The following is a 13553-nucleotide window of genomic DNA, read 5'->3' as shown; positions in this document are numbered from 1 at the left end:
CCGACCTCGATGACACCGACGAACGCCCGCAGATCCTCGGCCTTGGCGTGTTCCAGCGCCGCCTGCCGGCGCTTGGCCTCTTCCTGGTCGATGCGTGTTCGCTCGGCAGCGCTGGCCAGTTCGTCGCGCTCGATGGCGGCACGTTTGAAGGACTCCACTGCGGCGGCCATCTCGCCGACTTCGTCGCGACGTCCGACGCCCGGCACCTCTACCTGCTTGTTGCCCGCAGCCAGTTCCCGCATCGCGGCTGTCATTGCGGTGATCGGGGAACCGATGGCCCGCGACAGGAGCCAGCCGAAGCCGATGGCGGCGGCGATCAGGAGACCCATGCCGATCATCAGCGCATGATCGGTCCGCTCGTTCGCCACGCGCTCGGTCTCGATCGCCTCACCGATGGCGGCGTTCTCTTCTTCACGGATCGTGTCGAGAATGGTCTCAACCGGCTCGATGAACTGATCGGCTTTGCCCGAGGTGAAGAGTGCCAAGGCCTGGGGATAGGTCGCCTCGTTGCGCGAGAAACGGATCACCGGATCGGCGATCTCGGAATGCCAGGCGGCAGCCGCAGCTTCCAGTGCGGGCAATCGACCAGCGATCTCGCTGTTGGGTCCCGCCGCAGACCGGATTGCTTCGACCTTTGCCTTGAACGCCTCGTAGTGCTCCTTCGTGCGCGTTGCGAAATATTCGTCCCGCGTGATCATGAAGCCGCGCAGCGAACCTTCCTGACGGGCGAGCGACAGCCGCGTGTCGAGCGCAGCATCGCCGATTTCCGCATGCTGGTTCTTGTAGGCGCTGTGCGTTTCGATCGTGGAGACGAACATGTGCAACGCGGCGCCCATGGCCGCAGCGACGACAATCAGGACCGCGAAGGCGGCGGCGATTTTCCGAGAGATCTTGAAGTCGGCGAAGCGCATGGAGCTTGTCTCTTGGGGCGATTCAGGAGCAGCGCCTGGCGCGCAAGTTCCTGCTGGCTGAAAAGGGGGGGATAGCGTTCATCGCCGGGCGATGGCGTCGAAAAAGGCGCCAGCAGCAGGGAGAAATTCCTGCCTACCGAATCATGCTGACGATCTGTTGTTTTATGGTTAATTCCGGCCGCTGTGGGCCGGGCGACAGCGCCCGCGAGCGCGCATGTCAGTGTCGCCTGCCGTGCAGTGCCGGGTCCCGATGTAAATCGGGCCCGGCCGTGACAGCCGGGCCCGATTCATGCCGGAGGCTCAGCCGCGTCTTAGCGGAAGAGCGACAGCAGCGACTGGCTGGAGGAGTTGGCGATCGAGAGCGCCTGGACGCCGAGCTGCTGCTGGGTCTGCAGAGCCTTGAGGCGGGTCGACTCTTCCGTCATGTCGGCATCGACCAGCGTACCGACGCCCTTGTCGAGCGTATCCATGAGCTTGGAGACGAAGGTGGTCTGCATCTCGATGCGGTTCTGCACGGCGCCGAGGCTCGAGCCGGCCGTGGTGACCTGCGACAGCGCCTCGTCGACGACCTTCATATAGGCCTGGACCTGCTCCGAGCTTACGCCGCCACCCGAGATGTCGATGTCGAGGACGCTGGTCGAGAACACGCCCGTGGCACCGGCGGCGACCGGGGTATCGGTCCCGCTGACACCGAGGCCCAGAGCAGAGACGTCAATCGCTCCGTCGGCGCCGGTGGTATCATCCGTGGAGCGTGCCGGTCCGACGGTGAAGGTCTCGAGAGACGTGAACTTCACGTCACCGGTGGTGGTGTCGATTTCGACGTCGACGCCCTTGATACCCGCATCGCTCAGGGCCTGCCGATAGACCGCCTTCAGGTCGGCATCCGACTTGATTTCCGTTCCGGTCAGGCCAGCGTCGAGCAGCGTCTGCTCGTTGATTTCGACGGTGCGAGCGGCAGCGCCGTTCTGCGAGATGCTGAACGAGATCGTCTCGCCAGCGATGTCGACCAAGCCGCCTTCCACGGTCGAAGTGCCCGATGCAGCCTCGAACTGAACAATGTCGATCGACTTATCCAGCATGCCGGCGCCGCCGGAAATGAGGCGAAGGCTGTCGATATCGACCTTGATCGAGTCGATGCCGATCTTGCCGTTGGCATCGCGCGACAACGACGAGACGATCGACTTTTCCGTCGTCGCTTCGGTGTTGCTCAGCCAATTCTGGCCGGAGAAGGAAGAGGAAGCTGCGATCGTCTTCAGCTGGTCCTGCAGTGCGGTGATTTCCGACTGGACCTTCGTCTTGTCGACGCCTTCGCCGGTCGCGGTGGTGAGCTTGGCCTTGATCTCGTCGAGCACGTCCTTGGCGGAGTTGATGCCGTTATAGGCGGCGTCGACCGTTGCCGCGCCGATGCCGAGCGAGTCGGAGACGGCGGACAGGGCGTTGTTGTCCGAACGCATCGTGGTCGCGATCGACCAGTAGGCGGCGTTGTCCTTGGCATCGCCGACGCGGTAACCGGTCGAGATGCGGGCCTGGGTCTGGTCGAGGGAAGAGTTGATCGACTGCAGGCTCTGGAGAGCCGTCATCGCCGAGGTATTGGTGTTGATGCTGGTCATGAATTGAGTCCCGTGACGCAAGTACAATTTGGGACAGTCCGGATCGACCGGGATAGCAAGTCGGCGTCATGCCTGTGGTCGGATTTGCTCGCGGCCACTTCGCTATGACCGAACCTTGCGCAGGGCTCCCCTTCCAGGTTCTTAACATCGGCGCGATGGTTCCCCGCGCGCCGTTGTTCCGCCTCTTATGTTTAACGATCCGGTGGCGATCATGGTTAACCGGATGTTGATTGGCATGAGACTGTCCGGGACGACGAACGAAGAAAGCCGCCCCCCGAAGGGAGCGGCTTGTCGATGCCTGGAAGTGGCTTCGGCTTAGTTCTGGAAGAGCTGCAGGATCGCCTGGCTGGAGGAGTTGGCGATCGAGAGCGCCTGGACGCCGAGCTGCTGCTGGGTCTGCAGCGCCTTGAGGCGGGTCGACTCTTCCGTCATGTCAGCGTCGACTAGGATGCCGACACCCTTGTCGATCGTATCCATGAGCTTGGAGACGAAGGTAGTCTGCATCTCGATGCGGTTCTGCACGGCGCCGAGGCTCGAGCCGGCCGTGGTGACTTGCGACAGCGCCTCGTCGACGACCTTGATGTAAGCCTGGATTTGATCGGAGGTGATACCCACAGCCCCGATATCGATATCAAGGACGCTGGTCGAAAATCCGCCCAAGGCACTCGCGTCAACCGGCAGGTTGGTGCCGCTGACTCCAAGACCCAGAGCAGAAACATCGATCGATCCCGCAAGGCCCGTAGCGTCCAGTGTGGTGCTTGCCGGCCCGACAGTGAAGGGTTCGAGCGACGTAAACGTCACGTCACCGACGGCAACAGGCGGCGGGCCGGCTAAAGCGGTCGTCGCAATCGCGACGTCAATCCCGCTGATGCCTGCGTCGCTAAGGGCCTGCCGATAAACCGCCTTGAGATCCGCGTCGGACTTGATTTCGGTCCCGGTCAAACCGGCGTCGATCAGCGTCTGCTCATTGATCGCGACGGTGCGAGCAGCAGCGCCGTTTTGCGAGATGCTGAAAGAGATGGTCTCGCCGGCAATGTCTACGGCACCGCCTTCGACAGCAGAGGTGCCGGTACCGGCGGCGTACTGGTCGATATCGATCGGCTTGTCGAGGAGCCCTGCGCCGCCAGAGACGAGCCGGATAGTGTCGATATCCACCTTAATCGTGCCGATGCTGATCTTGCCCGCGGCATCACGCGACAGCGACGAGACGATCGACTTCTCGGTTCCGGCGTCGGTGTTGCTCAGCCAGTTCTGGCCGGAGAAAGACGAGGATGCGGCAATCGTCCTGAGCTGCAACTGCAGCTGGCTGATCTCGTCCTGGACCTTGCTCTTGTCGACACCTTCCCCGGTGGCGGTGGTCAGCTTCGCCTTGATCTCGTCGAGCACGTCCTTTGCTGAGTTGATGCCGGTATAGGCCGCGTCGACGGTCGCCGCGCCGATGCCGAGCGAGTCCATGACCGCCGACATGGCGTTGTTGTCCGAGCGCATTCCCGTCGAGATCGACCAGTAGGCGGCGTTGTCCTTCGCCTCCGACACCCGGAAGCCGGTCGAGATGCGGTTCTGCGTCTCGTCCATCATCTTGTTGGTCGTCTGCAGCGTCTGCAGCGCGGTCATCGCAGCGACGTTGGTATTGATACTCGTCATTGTCTTACCCTTGCTGGCGAGCTTGCCCGTCATGGGCCGTGCCTGATGTCGCGCGTCGGAGCTTCATGCCGTCTGCATTGTCGTTAACCTAGAATCTTAAGGTTAAGCAGATGTAAAAACGGCGGCGGTGGATGGCGGGAGTACAGCGTCAGAAGAAAGACCGCACCAGCGAGCCGACGAGGAGGTTCCAGCCGTCGATCAGCACGAAGAACAGTATCTTGAACGGCAGCGAGATGATGGTCGGCGGCAGCATCATCATGCCCATCGACATGGTGAGCGTCGCCACGATCATGTCGATGACGAGGAATGGCAGGACGATGAGAAAGCCGATCTCGAAGCCGCGCCGCAGTTCCGAGATCATGAAGGCCGGCACCAGCACCCTGAGATCGACATCGCCGTCCTCGGCGCCCTGCGGCTCCGGCTCGACTCGGTCGCGGCTGTTGGCGGAGGCGAGATCGCCGAACAGCGCGAGATCGGTGGGTCGGACCTGGCTCAGCATGAAATCCTTGAACGGATCGGAGATGCGGTAGAACGCCTCCTCCTCGTCGATCTCCTCGTTCAACAGCGGCTGCAGGCCGTCCTGCCAGGCGCGGTCGAAGGTCGGCGCCATGACGAAGAAGGTCATGAACAGCGACAGCGAGATGAGGATGAGATTGGCCGGCGTCGTCTGCAGCCCGAGCCCGGTGCGCAGGATCGACAGGGCGATGACGATGCGGGTGAAGGACGTGACCATCACCAGCAGGCCCGGGGCGATCGACAGCACCGTGACGAGGCCGAAGAGCTGGATGATCCGGCCGGAAGCGGCCGAGCCGCCATCGGGGATCAGCCCGGCGAGACCCGATGGATCTGCAAGCTGCGCGGCGGCCGGAAAAGACGCCAGCAGCGCGCAGACGAGAACGACGAGCCGGCGTGTCATTCCGCGACCATCGCCTGGATCAGATAGTCGACGACGGCGGGCGAGCGGAGCTTTGCCCGTTCGCGCAGATCGTCGCGCAGGTGCAGGAGGCCGCGGGTACCCTCGACCTGGGCGAGTTGCAGCGAGCGCAGGAAGGCCAGCGTGTCGGCCTCGATCTCCGCGGCAAGAATCTCGGCATCGATGCTGCCGTCGTCCTCGACCACGATCGAGGCCTCGATCCGAAGCCACGCGTTGGCCGGCGCGTAGATATTCGTGACGACCGGCTTCAGCGGGATCAGCCGCAGCGGCAGGTTGCTGCCCTCGGCGGCGGCGATATCGGAACGGGGCGAAAGCGCCGGAGCGGGTGCTGCCGCGACCGGCTCGGCTGTCGCCGGCGCTCCGGTTCCGCCGGTCAGCCACCCCACGAGCGTTCCGCCCGCGCCAGCCACCAGCGTCAGGATCGCCACCGCGATCACCGTCTGGATCATCGAGCGCTTCTTCGCGCCCGCATCGTCGCCCCATGTGCCTGCATCGGCCATTTCGACGAAACCCTCTTCGCTCAGTAGACCGGTGGCGATGCCTTCATGGCACCGTCCTGCCGATCACCGAGCGATAGCCGCCCTGGCTGGCCCGAGACTTGCCGTTTCGGCACTTTCGGCGGGTATTGGCGAGTTCAGAAGGGGGCGACGACGTCGTAGACCTGCTGGCCCCAGGCCGGCTGCTGTACCTCGGTCATGCGACCCCGGCCGCCGTAGGAGATGCGGGCTTCGGCGATCTTGTCGTAGTCGATCGTATTGTTCTGCAGGATGTCCCGCGGCCGGATGATCCCGGCCATCGCCAGCACCCTCACCTCGAAGTTCACCCGCACTTCCTGCTGGCCGCTGACCACCAGGTTGCCGTTCGGCAGTTTCTGGGTGACGACGGCGGCGACGGAGAGATCGATGTCCTCGGAGCGCTTGATCTTGCCCTTGCCCGTCATGTTCGAGCTGCCGTCCGCGTCCAGTTCGACACCCACGGTTGGCAGTTCGTAGTTACCGAGCTGACCGGCAAGGTCGAGCCCGCTGCCGATGCCGGAGCGGCGGGAACGCTCGGAATTGTTGTCGAGCGAAGCCTGGTCGCGGATCCGGATCTTCACGGTGACGATGTCACCGACGTCGAGCGCCCGCGGGTCCTGGTAGAACTGCGCCTGCTTGTCGCTCCAGAGCGAGTGCGGCGTCTGCGGTCCGGAGGCCGGAAATGCTGCGGGAGCGCCGGCAAGCGCGGGATATTCGTAGAGGCCGGTTCCCACCGGCGACATGGCCGGCTCGCGCAGGAAATCCTCGCGGCTGGTCGAGCAGCCGGCGAGCGCGGCAAGCGCCATCAGGGCAACGATCCTCATGACCGGCTCTCCGCCACCTGCTCGGCATCCGCGGCGGTACCCGCGGACGTCTTGTCGACGATACGCTTGGCGATCTCGGCCGCCACTGCCGGGGACATCTCGCTGAGGATGTCGCTCGCCTGACGCGACTTGAGGCGCACCAGGACGGAGGCCGCGGCATCGCGATCGAGATTGGCGAGTTGCGGCGCGGCCGCGTCCGCCTTCATCTGGCTGTAGATGTCGACGACGATCTGCGAGGCACTGTCCAGGAAGCGCTGGCGCTCCGCCAGCCAGGTTTCGTAATCGGCGCGCTTCACCTCGAGTTCGTCGATCTGCTGGCTGATCGCAGCCTCCAGATCCTTCATCCGGCTCTCCTGCAGGGAGTAGCGCGCGTCCTGGGCCTTGTCGGCGATGTTCAGGCAGTACTGCTCGACCTCGGTGGCGGGGGCCGGGGCGACGAGGTCGCCGGCGGGATCGACGATCCGGATCTGCTGCGGCGGTAGCTCCGGCGCACCAGCGGCCGGCCCCGCATCCTGAGCGACCGCCAGGCCGGGACACGCCAGTGCCAGGGCCAGCGCCCAAAGGCCGAATCCGCCGGATGATTTCGGGAAAGTCTTGGTCATCACTGCACCACGAGTTCGGCCTGGAGCGCGCCAGCCGTCTTGATTGCCTGGAGGATCGCGATGATTCCCGTCGGCTTGAGCCCGATGCGGTTCAGGCCGCGCACCACGGTCTCAAGGTCGGCGCCGCCGACATAGGCGAAGGTGCCGCCGTCCTGAGACGCGTCGACGATGGTTTCGGATGTCACGACGGTCTGTCCGTCGCTGAAGGGGGCCGGTTGCGACACCGAGGGAAGTTCGCTGATCCGGACCGTCAGATTGCCGTGCGTCAGCGCGACGGTCGAGATCTGCACGTCCTGGCCGATCACCACCGTTCCGGTGCGCTCGTCGATCACGACCCGCGCCACCTGATCCGGCGCGATCCGCAGATCGCCGATCTCGGCCATGAAGCGCGTGCTCGACACCTGCGCCGGGCGCTTGAGGTGGATGGTGCGGAAGTCTTCCTCCTGCGCCACCGGCCCTCCCCAGCGCTTGCGCGCATAGTCGTTGACGATGTCGACGACGCGGATGGAGGTCTTGAAATCCGGATTGACGAGTTCGATCGCCAGCTTGCCGTCATCGTTGAAATGGCCGGGCACCTCGCGTTCGATCAACGCGCCGTTCGGCACCCGCCCGGTCGTCGGAACGCCCTGGGTGAGCCGTTCGCTGTCGCCTTCGGAGGAAAAGCCGCTGACCGCGAGCGGTCCCTGGCCGACCGCGTAGATCTCCCCGTCGGCGCCGTAGAGCGGGGTCATCACCAGCGTTCCGCCGAGCAGCGAACTGGCGTCGCCGAGCGAAGAGACCGTAACGTCGATGCGCGAGCCGGTGCCGATGAAGGCCGGCAGTTCGGCGGTCACGGTGACGGCGGCGATGTTCTTGTTGCGGGCAGACTGCGACCGGATATTGACACCCATCCGGTCGAGCATCGACTGCATCGATTGCTCGGTGAAGGGGGAGTTGCGCATCGAGTCGCCAGTACCCTGCAGGCCGACCACGAGGCCGTAGCCGACGAGCTGGTTGGCCCGCACGCCGCGGATCGTCACGATGTCCTTGATGCGCACGGACCCGACCGCGTCGCCGGGATTGCCCCGCACCGGCGCGACGTGCTCCCGGGTCGGGGTGCCGTAGCCGGTGTAGTCGGCCGGGACGGCGGCGGCTGCGGTCGCCAGCAGCATTGCGGACGCCAGGAAGGACCGGATCATCCTCGTATCCTGATGCTGCCGTCGGGCGCGACGACGCCGGAGACGATGACGCCGCTATCAGCATTCCGGACCCGCACGATCTGGCCCGCCGGCGCCGACTGCAGGGCGGTGCCGAGACCGGTGATCGTCAGTCCGTCGGCCTCATAGACCAGCGTGACGGCGGCGCCGGCACTGACGAGATCGGCGAGCTTGAGGTCCGACAGGAGGATCGGCCGGCCCGGCAGGAGGGTCCGTCGCGCGACGCGGCCCTCGAGCATCGCCTCGTCGGCGACGTAGAGGGCCATCTTCTCGTCCTTGACGATGTAGGCCTTGCGTTCGAGGCCCCGCTCGAAGACGTTCTGGCCAGGGTAGACCACCGCCGTCGGCACCGGCATGTCGAGCTCCGCCGACAACGCCCGGACAGGCACCGACAGGAGGAAAACTGCCGCCAGCGCAACGGCGCAAGCGTAGAGGACGACGAGGATTCGGCCCGGACCGCGCGTGATGTCCATGGCTCAGCGCAGGCCCTTCGACACGATGCTCGCCATTTCGTCGGCGGCCGAAATGACCTTGGAGTTCATCTCGTAGGCCCGCTGCGCCGAGATCAGCTCGGAGATCTCCTTCACCGGGTCGACGTTGGAATCCTCCAGATAGCCCTGCTGCACGACGCCATAGCCGGGATCACCCGGCACCCCGACGATGGGCGCGCCGGAGGCGACCGTCTCCTTGAAGAGGTTGCCGCCCTGGGCGGCGAGGCCCGCGTCGTTGGCGAAACTGGCGAGCGTCAGCTGGCCGATCTCCTCCAGGTCCGCCGCGCCGTCGACCCGGGCGAAGACCTGGCCGCTCTCGTTGATGATCACCTCGGTGGTGTTCTGCGGCACGTTGATCGCCGGCTCGACCGCAAAGCCGTCCAGCGTCACCAGCTGCCCGTCGCCATTGGTGTTGAAGGCACCGTCGCGGGTGTACATCACCTCGGCGTTGGGGCCCTGCACCTGGAACCAGCCCTGGCCGTTGAGCGCGAGATCGAGCCGGTTGCCGGTCTGGTTGAGCGTGCCCTGCAGGTGGATGTTGCGGATCGCCGACAGCCTGGTGCCGAGGCCGAGTTGCGCGCCTTCCGGCACCACGCCCTCGCCGCCGCGCGCCGGCACGCCCTGGGCCCGCTCGATCTGGTAGAGCAGGTCGGTGAATTCCGCCCGGGCACGCTTGTAGCCGGTGGTGTTGATGTTCGCGATGTTGTTGGCGATGACCTCGACATTGGTCTGCTGCGCATTCATGCCGGTGGCAGCGATGGCCAGAGCTCGCATGGGTCGGTTCCTTCGATTGATGGCAGGTTGCCCATGCGGGCCGGCTGTTTCAGTGCGTCAGGCAGGCTCAGATCGACATGCGCGACAGCTCGAGATAGGCGCTGACGGCCTTGTCCCGCAGCGCCACCGCCGTCTGCAGCGTCCGCTCGGCTGCCATCACGGACTCGACCACCGCCTGGGTGGAAGCCTCGCCCCGAATGCCCTGGATGGACGTCGCCTCGGCCGACTTCACGGCGTCCATGGCGTTGGTCGCGACCTGCGACAGGACCGTCCCGAAATCGGCGCCCCCGACCGTGGTCGCGGCGCCGGCGCCGGCGGTGGATGCTCCCTGGAGCGGGCTGGTCTGGATACGGGGAAAGGCCGAGCCGAGTGCCGAGATCATGGTCAGTTCCTCAGAAGATCGATGGTCATGTTGATGATTTCGCGGGCCTGCTTGACGACCTGCACATTCGCCTCGTAGGCGCGGTTCGCGTCGCGCATGTCGGCCATTTCGACCAGCATCCGCACGTTCGGCATCTTCACGTAGCCGTTCTCGTCGGCGGCGGGATTGCCGGGGTCGTGCTCGACGACGAAGGGCGCCGCGTCGCGCCCGACATTGCGGACGCTGACCATCTCGGCGCCGGTCAGACGATCCAGCTCGCTCTGGAAACTGACCGTCTTGCGCTGATAGGGGTCGCTGCCCGGCGTCTGGCCGGTGGTCTGCGTATTGGCGATGTTCTCCGAAACGATGCGCATGCGGGTGGACTGGGCCTGGAGGCCGCTGGCAGCGATCCGGAGCGAGGAGAGGAGCGGGTCCGACATAGTGGCTATCCCTTGACCGACATGACGAGGAGGCGCTGGAACGCCTTCATCACCGAGGTGTTCAGCGCATAGCCGCGCGAGATTTCGCCAGCTTTCAGCATTTCCTGCTCGAGCATCACCGAGTTGCCGGAATGGCGGACATCCCAGCTGTCCTCTGACACCGTGGTGTCCTCGCCTCGTCGCCTGCCGAGTGAAGCAAGATGCATGTCGCTCGACTGCGAAAGCTGCAGCCCGGTCGTGTCGAGCACCTCCGAAAACGACGCGAGGTCCTTGCTCGTGTAGCCGGGCGTGCTGGCGTTCGCGATGTTCTCGGCGACCACGGTCTGGCGGTTTGCGAGCCAGGAACTGCGCTGAGAAGCGATGCCGAAGAGATAGACCTGGTCCATGCATACCGCGCGTTTTGCTTGCGTCGGTGAATATCTAGGAACGGGCGCTTGTCCGAAGCTTGACCGCTCGGCCCGCGCCTTCGGCAGTGCAACCAAAATCGCCGGCCTCACCGCCGGTCCCATATCCAGGGGATGCAGCTTTACGCTGCGAGATCAAGGTAATGGCTGACAGGAGAGATGCTTGGCGGATGGCAGGATGATCTAGCGCGTCAATCGCGCGTCGCCCATCGCCTTCAGCAATCGTTCGGTCTGGGCGTCGGCGTCCTGTTCGGGACCGTCAAAGGCGATGTAGGTAATGTCCACGGCTGCGGTGGAGGCGCCGAGTTCCAGACGGAAATGTGCCTTGACGTCCTCGAAGCGGAACTCCAGCGCCAGGCTGACGACGGGTACCTCGCCCCAACCCAGCAGGACTTCGCCGGAATTTGCGAAGCGTAGCACGCCGGGCTTGAAATAAGGCTCGGCCGAAGAGGTGACGATGTCGTCCAGATTGCCGTACCGCTCGAGCCGCAGGAAGGCAATGTAATCGACGACCTCGACCAGGCGGAGCTCGGCGACGAACTCCCTGAGGCCTTCGGCGAGCGCGCGCTCGCGGACCATCGTCTTGCGTTTCTTGATGTCCAGCATGACTAGGCTGTCGCAACTCCCATCTTCGAGCCCGTACGGGAGTGGAGGTAGTAGATGAGTTCGGCGACGGCCTTGAAGAAATCCGGCGGGATCATCTGATCGATCTCGACACTGTCGTACATTGACCTTGCCAAGAGCTTGTCTTCGATGATCGGCACGTCGTTCGCCTCGCCGATCTCACGGATTTTCAGGGCGATCAGGTCGACGCCCTTGGCCACGACGATCGGCGCACCGCCCTCCTCCCGAACGTAGCGCAGCGCGATGGCATAGTGGGTCGGGTTGGCGATGATCAGCGTCGCCTGGGGCACAGCCGCCATCATCCGCTTCTTCACCCGGTCCCGCGCCACCTGGCGCTGACGCGACTTGACCATCGGGTCGCCTTCGGCCTGCTTGTTCTCGTCCTTGATGTCCTGCTTCGACATGCGCAGGTCGCGGCGCCAGTGGATGCGGCTCATCGCCAGGTCGGCAGCCACGAGCACGATCGTCGCGATCGAGACGCCCGACAGCAGCTTCATCGTCATTTCGAGGATCAGTTCCGGCAGCAGAACCGGGTCGGAATACATCGTGCGCATCATCGTCGGGAACCCCGAGATGAGCAGCATGCCGACGACGATGCCGATGGTGATGAACTTGAACATGGCCTTGGCGAACTCCGTCAGCCCGCGCAGGCCGAAGATCCGGCTGAAGCCGGCGGACAGCGAAATATGGGAGGCTTTCGGGCGGATCCGCTCGAGATTGATCTGCGGCGGGTTCTGCAGGAGGGACGATGCGACGCCGCCGATGACGAAGAAGACCGCAGCCGGGAGCACGAACCGGGCGCTCTCGATGCCCGCCATCTGGAGGACGTGTAGGGCATCCACACCGGTTTCCAGCTCCCACTGCAGCGGATTTTCGAATGTCGTCTCCAGGGTCAGCAGCAGGCGTTGCGCCGCATCCCTGGCGTGGAAGGCGATGAAGGCCATCGTCGCCAGTAGCGAAGCCAGGATCGGCGCCTCGCGGGAGAAGGGAAGGTTGCCCTTCTCGATCGTATCGCGAAGCTTCTTTTCGGTCGGCTCCTCGGTAAGAGACGACTTGTCCTGACTGTCACTCACCGCCGATTAGTCCTCGAACCTGTTGACGTTCGGTGAAGGCACCAGGTTTTTGCGCCGTGCGAGGGCACGGTGATCGCCGAAACGTCGGGCTGTAGTCAGGTCTACGCCGCCTCGGTCGCGCGAAGCTGTATCCGCCCCTCGCCGGAGAGACGCAGCGCCTCGTCGGCGATGCGGCGGCGCGCGCCCTCGATCTCGCTCTCCTGTACATCGATCTGCTGGGACAGCTCGGCCTCGGCCATGCGGCGTGCGCGAGCGCCGAGCGAGGACAGCACGCATTCCTTCATTTCGGGCGTCGCCCCCCGCAGGGCGAGGATCGACATCTCCGTCGGGATGGCGTCGAAGAGCGTCAGGCGCGACTTCTGCGGCAGCGCCGGCAGATCGTTGAAGTTGAACAGCAGCTTCTGCAGGTTCTCCGCGTCGCGCGGGCGCACCGTGCGCACCGCCTCCAGAAGCTCGTCCGCCTGGCGCTTCTCCAGCCGGTTGACGATGTCGGCAAGGATCGCGTGGCTGCCCGTGCTCTCGGGGCTCTCCTGGTTGCCGAGATAGGCCAGGCGCACATGCGTCTCGAACAGCGTCAGCACCGGTTGCGACAGCGGCTTCAATGTCAGCATCCGCCGCATGACGCTGTTGCGGAAGCCCGGATCGAACTCGCGCACGATGGCGGATGCCGTCGTGGCACGGATCTTCGAGAGCAGTATCGCCACGACGTGCGGGTGTTCCTTCGCCAGCTGCGGAGCCAGCACCTCGCCCTGCAAGTCCGCGACCGCGTCCCAGACGCTGCGCGGCTCCTCGTCGGACATCTCGAAGGCAAGTTCCGCCGCAGCTTCCGGAAAGAGCGCCTCGAATTCGTCCTCCGAGAGCGCCTTCTGGAGCAGTTCGTCCATCTGCCGCTCGGGACCGGCGACGCCGGGGCCTTTCCGGAAGGCCTCCTGGAATATCTCGACGATCAGGTCCATCTGCTCGGGCGAGATCGGCTCCAGCCCGCCTGCCGCATCGCGCAGCAGCTTGATGTCGCCGGGGGCGAGATGCTTCAGCACGCGCGAGGCGCCCGACGAACCCATGGCGAGAAGCAGGATGGCGGCTCTGGCGCGACTGCTGCGCGGCAGCGCCACATCTTCGTCCTGGTAGGCGGCGATCATCGACATGGGAA

16 protein-coding genes are annotated in these 13553 nt (G+C 64.8%); all 16 read right to left on the bottom strand.

Annotated features, from left to right (window positions below):
• Positions 1-911: CHASE3 domain-containing protein (locus tag GGR03_RS20395; protein WP_183210595.1), on the bottom strand; the 911-nt coding region annotated here is incomplete at its 3' end.
• A gap of 311 nt (positions 912-1222) precedes the next feature.
• Positions 1223-2521, bottom strand: a complete 1299-nt coding sequence (locus GGR03_RS24685; protein WP_183210594.1) for a flagellin N-terminal helical domain-containing protein — start codon at positions 2519-2521, stop codon at positions 1223-1225.
• Between the two features lie 315 nt (positions 2522-2836).
• Positions 2837-4198, bottom strand: coding sequence for a flagellin N-terminal helical domain-containing protein (locus tag GGR03_RS24680; RefSeq protein WP_281379066.1), 1362 nt, complete (start codon positions 4196-4198; stop codon positions 2837-2839).
• Positions 4199-4313: 115 nt separating this feature from the next.
• Positions 4314-5081 carry a flagellar type III secretion system pore protein FliP gene (gene fliP, locus GGR03_RS20380; protein ID WP_183210593.1) on the bottom strand — a complete coding sequence of 256 codons (768 nt, stop codon included), beginning with the start codon at positions 5079-5081 and terminating at the stop codon, positions 4314-4316.
• Positions 5078-5599, bottom strand: a complete 522-nt coding sequence (locus GGR03_RS20375; RefSeq protein WP_183210592.1) for a flagellar basal body-associated FliL family protein — start codon at positions 5597-5599, stop codon at positions 5078-5080. Before GGR03_RS20375 ends, fliP begins: the two co-directional genes overlap by 4 nt.
• Before the next feature lie 134 nt (positions 5600-5733).
• Positions 5734-6438: a flagellar basal body L-ring protein FlgH gene (flgH, locus tag GGR03_RS20370; RefSeq protein ID WP_183210591.1), complete on the bottom strand. Its 705-nt coding sequence runs from the start codon at positions 6436-6438 to the stop codon at positions 5734-5736.
• Positions 6435-7040 carry a MotE family protein gene (locus tag GGR03_RS20365; RefSeq protein WP_183210590.1) on the bottom strand — a complete coding sequence of 202 codons (606 nt, stop codon included), beginning with the start codon at positions 7038-7040 and terminating at the stop codon, positions 6435-6437. Before GGR03_RS20365 ends, flgH begins: the two co-directional genes overlap by 4 nt.
• Positions 7040-8218 (bottom strand): flagellar basal body P-ring protein FlgI, encoded by a 1179-nt coding sequence (gene flgI, locus GGR03_RS20360; protein WP_246368268.1) that lies wholly within the window; start codon positions 8216-8218, stop codon positions 7040-7042. The genes GGR03_RS20365 and flgI overlap by 1 nt, the downstream gene beginning before the upstream one ends.
• Positions 8215-8709: a flagellar basal body P-ring formation chaperone FlgA gene (gene flgA, locus GGR03_RS20355; RefSeq protein WP_183210589.1), complete on the bottom strand. Its 495-nt coding sequence runs from the start codon at positions 8707-8709 to the stop codon at positions 8215-8217. Before flgA ends, flgI begins: the two co-directional genes overlap by 4 nt.
• A gap of 3 nt (positions 8710-8712) precedes the next feature.
• A complete protein-coding gene (gene flgG, locus GGR03_RS20350; protein WP_183210588.1) occupies positions 8713-9501 on the bottom strand; it encodes a flagellar basal-body rod protein FlgG in 789 nt (262 codons plus the stop codon).
• A 67-nt stretch (positions 9502-9568) separates the two neighbouring features.
• The gene (gene fliE, locus GGR03_RS20345; protein ID WP_183210587.1) at positions 9569-9883 is read right to left on the bottom strand and encodes a flagellar hook-basal body complex protein FliE; all 315 of its coding nucleotides are present in this window, start codon (positions 9881-9883) and stop codon (positions 9569-9571) included.
• A 2-nt stretch (positions 9884-9885) separates the two neighbouring features.
• Positions 9886-10302 (bottom strand): flagellar basal body rod protein FlgC, encoded by a 417-nt coding sequence (gene flgC / locus GGR03_RS20340; protein ID WP_183210586.1) that lies wholly within the window; start codon positions 10300-10302, stop codon positions 9886-9888.
• A gap of 5 nt (positions 10303-10307) precedes the next feature.
• The gene (locus GGR03_RS20335; protein ID WP_343058913.1) at positions 10308-10799 is read right to left on the bottom strand and encodes a flagellar basal body protein; all 492 of its coding nucleotides are present in this window, start codon (positions 10797-10799) and stop codon (positions 10308-10310) included.
• 90 nt (positions 10800-10889) lie between these two features.
• Positions 10890-11312, bottom strand: coding sequence for a hypothetical protein (locus GGR03_RS20330; RefSeq protein ID WP_183210585.1), 423 nt, complete (start codon positions 11310-11312; stop codon positions 10890-10892).
• Positions 11313-11314: 2 nt separating this feature from the next.
• Positions 11315-12403 (bottom strand): EscU/YscU/HrcU family type III secretion system export apparatus switch protein, encoded by a 1089-nt coding sequence (locus tag GGR03_RS20325; RefSeq protein WP_183210584.1) that lies wholly within the window; start codon positions 12401-12403, stop codon positions 11315-11317.
• 101 nt (positions 12404-12504) lie between these two features.
• Positions 12505-13548 (bottom strand): FliG C-terminal domain-containing protein, encoded by a 1044-nt coding sequence (locus GGR03_RS20320; protein ID WP_183210583.1) that lies wholly within the window; start codon positions 13546-13548, stop codon positions 12505-12507.
• Positions 13549-13553: the final 5 nt, after the last annotated feature.

It is taken from the genome of Aurantimonas endophytica (assembly GCF_014196845.1).
In the GTDB taxonomy this organism is placed as follows: domain Bacteria; phylum Pseudomonadota; class Alphaproteobacteria; order Rhizobiales; family Rhizobiaceae; genus Aurantimonas; species Aurantimonas endophytica.
Note: the sequence above shows the minus strand (reverse complement) of the source record. Positions and strands in the feature narration are given on the sequence as shown.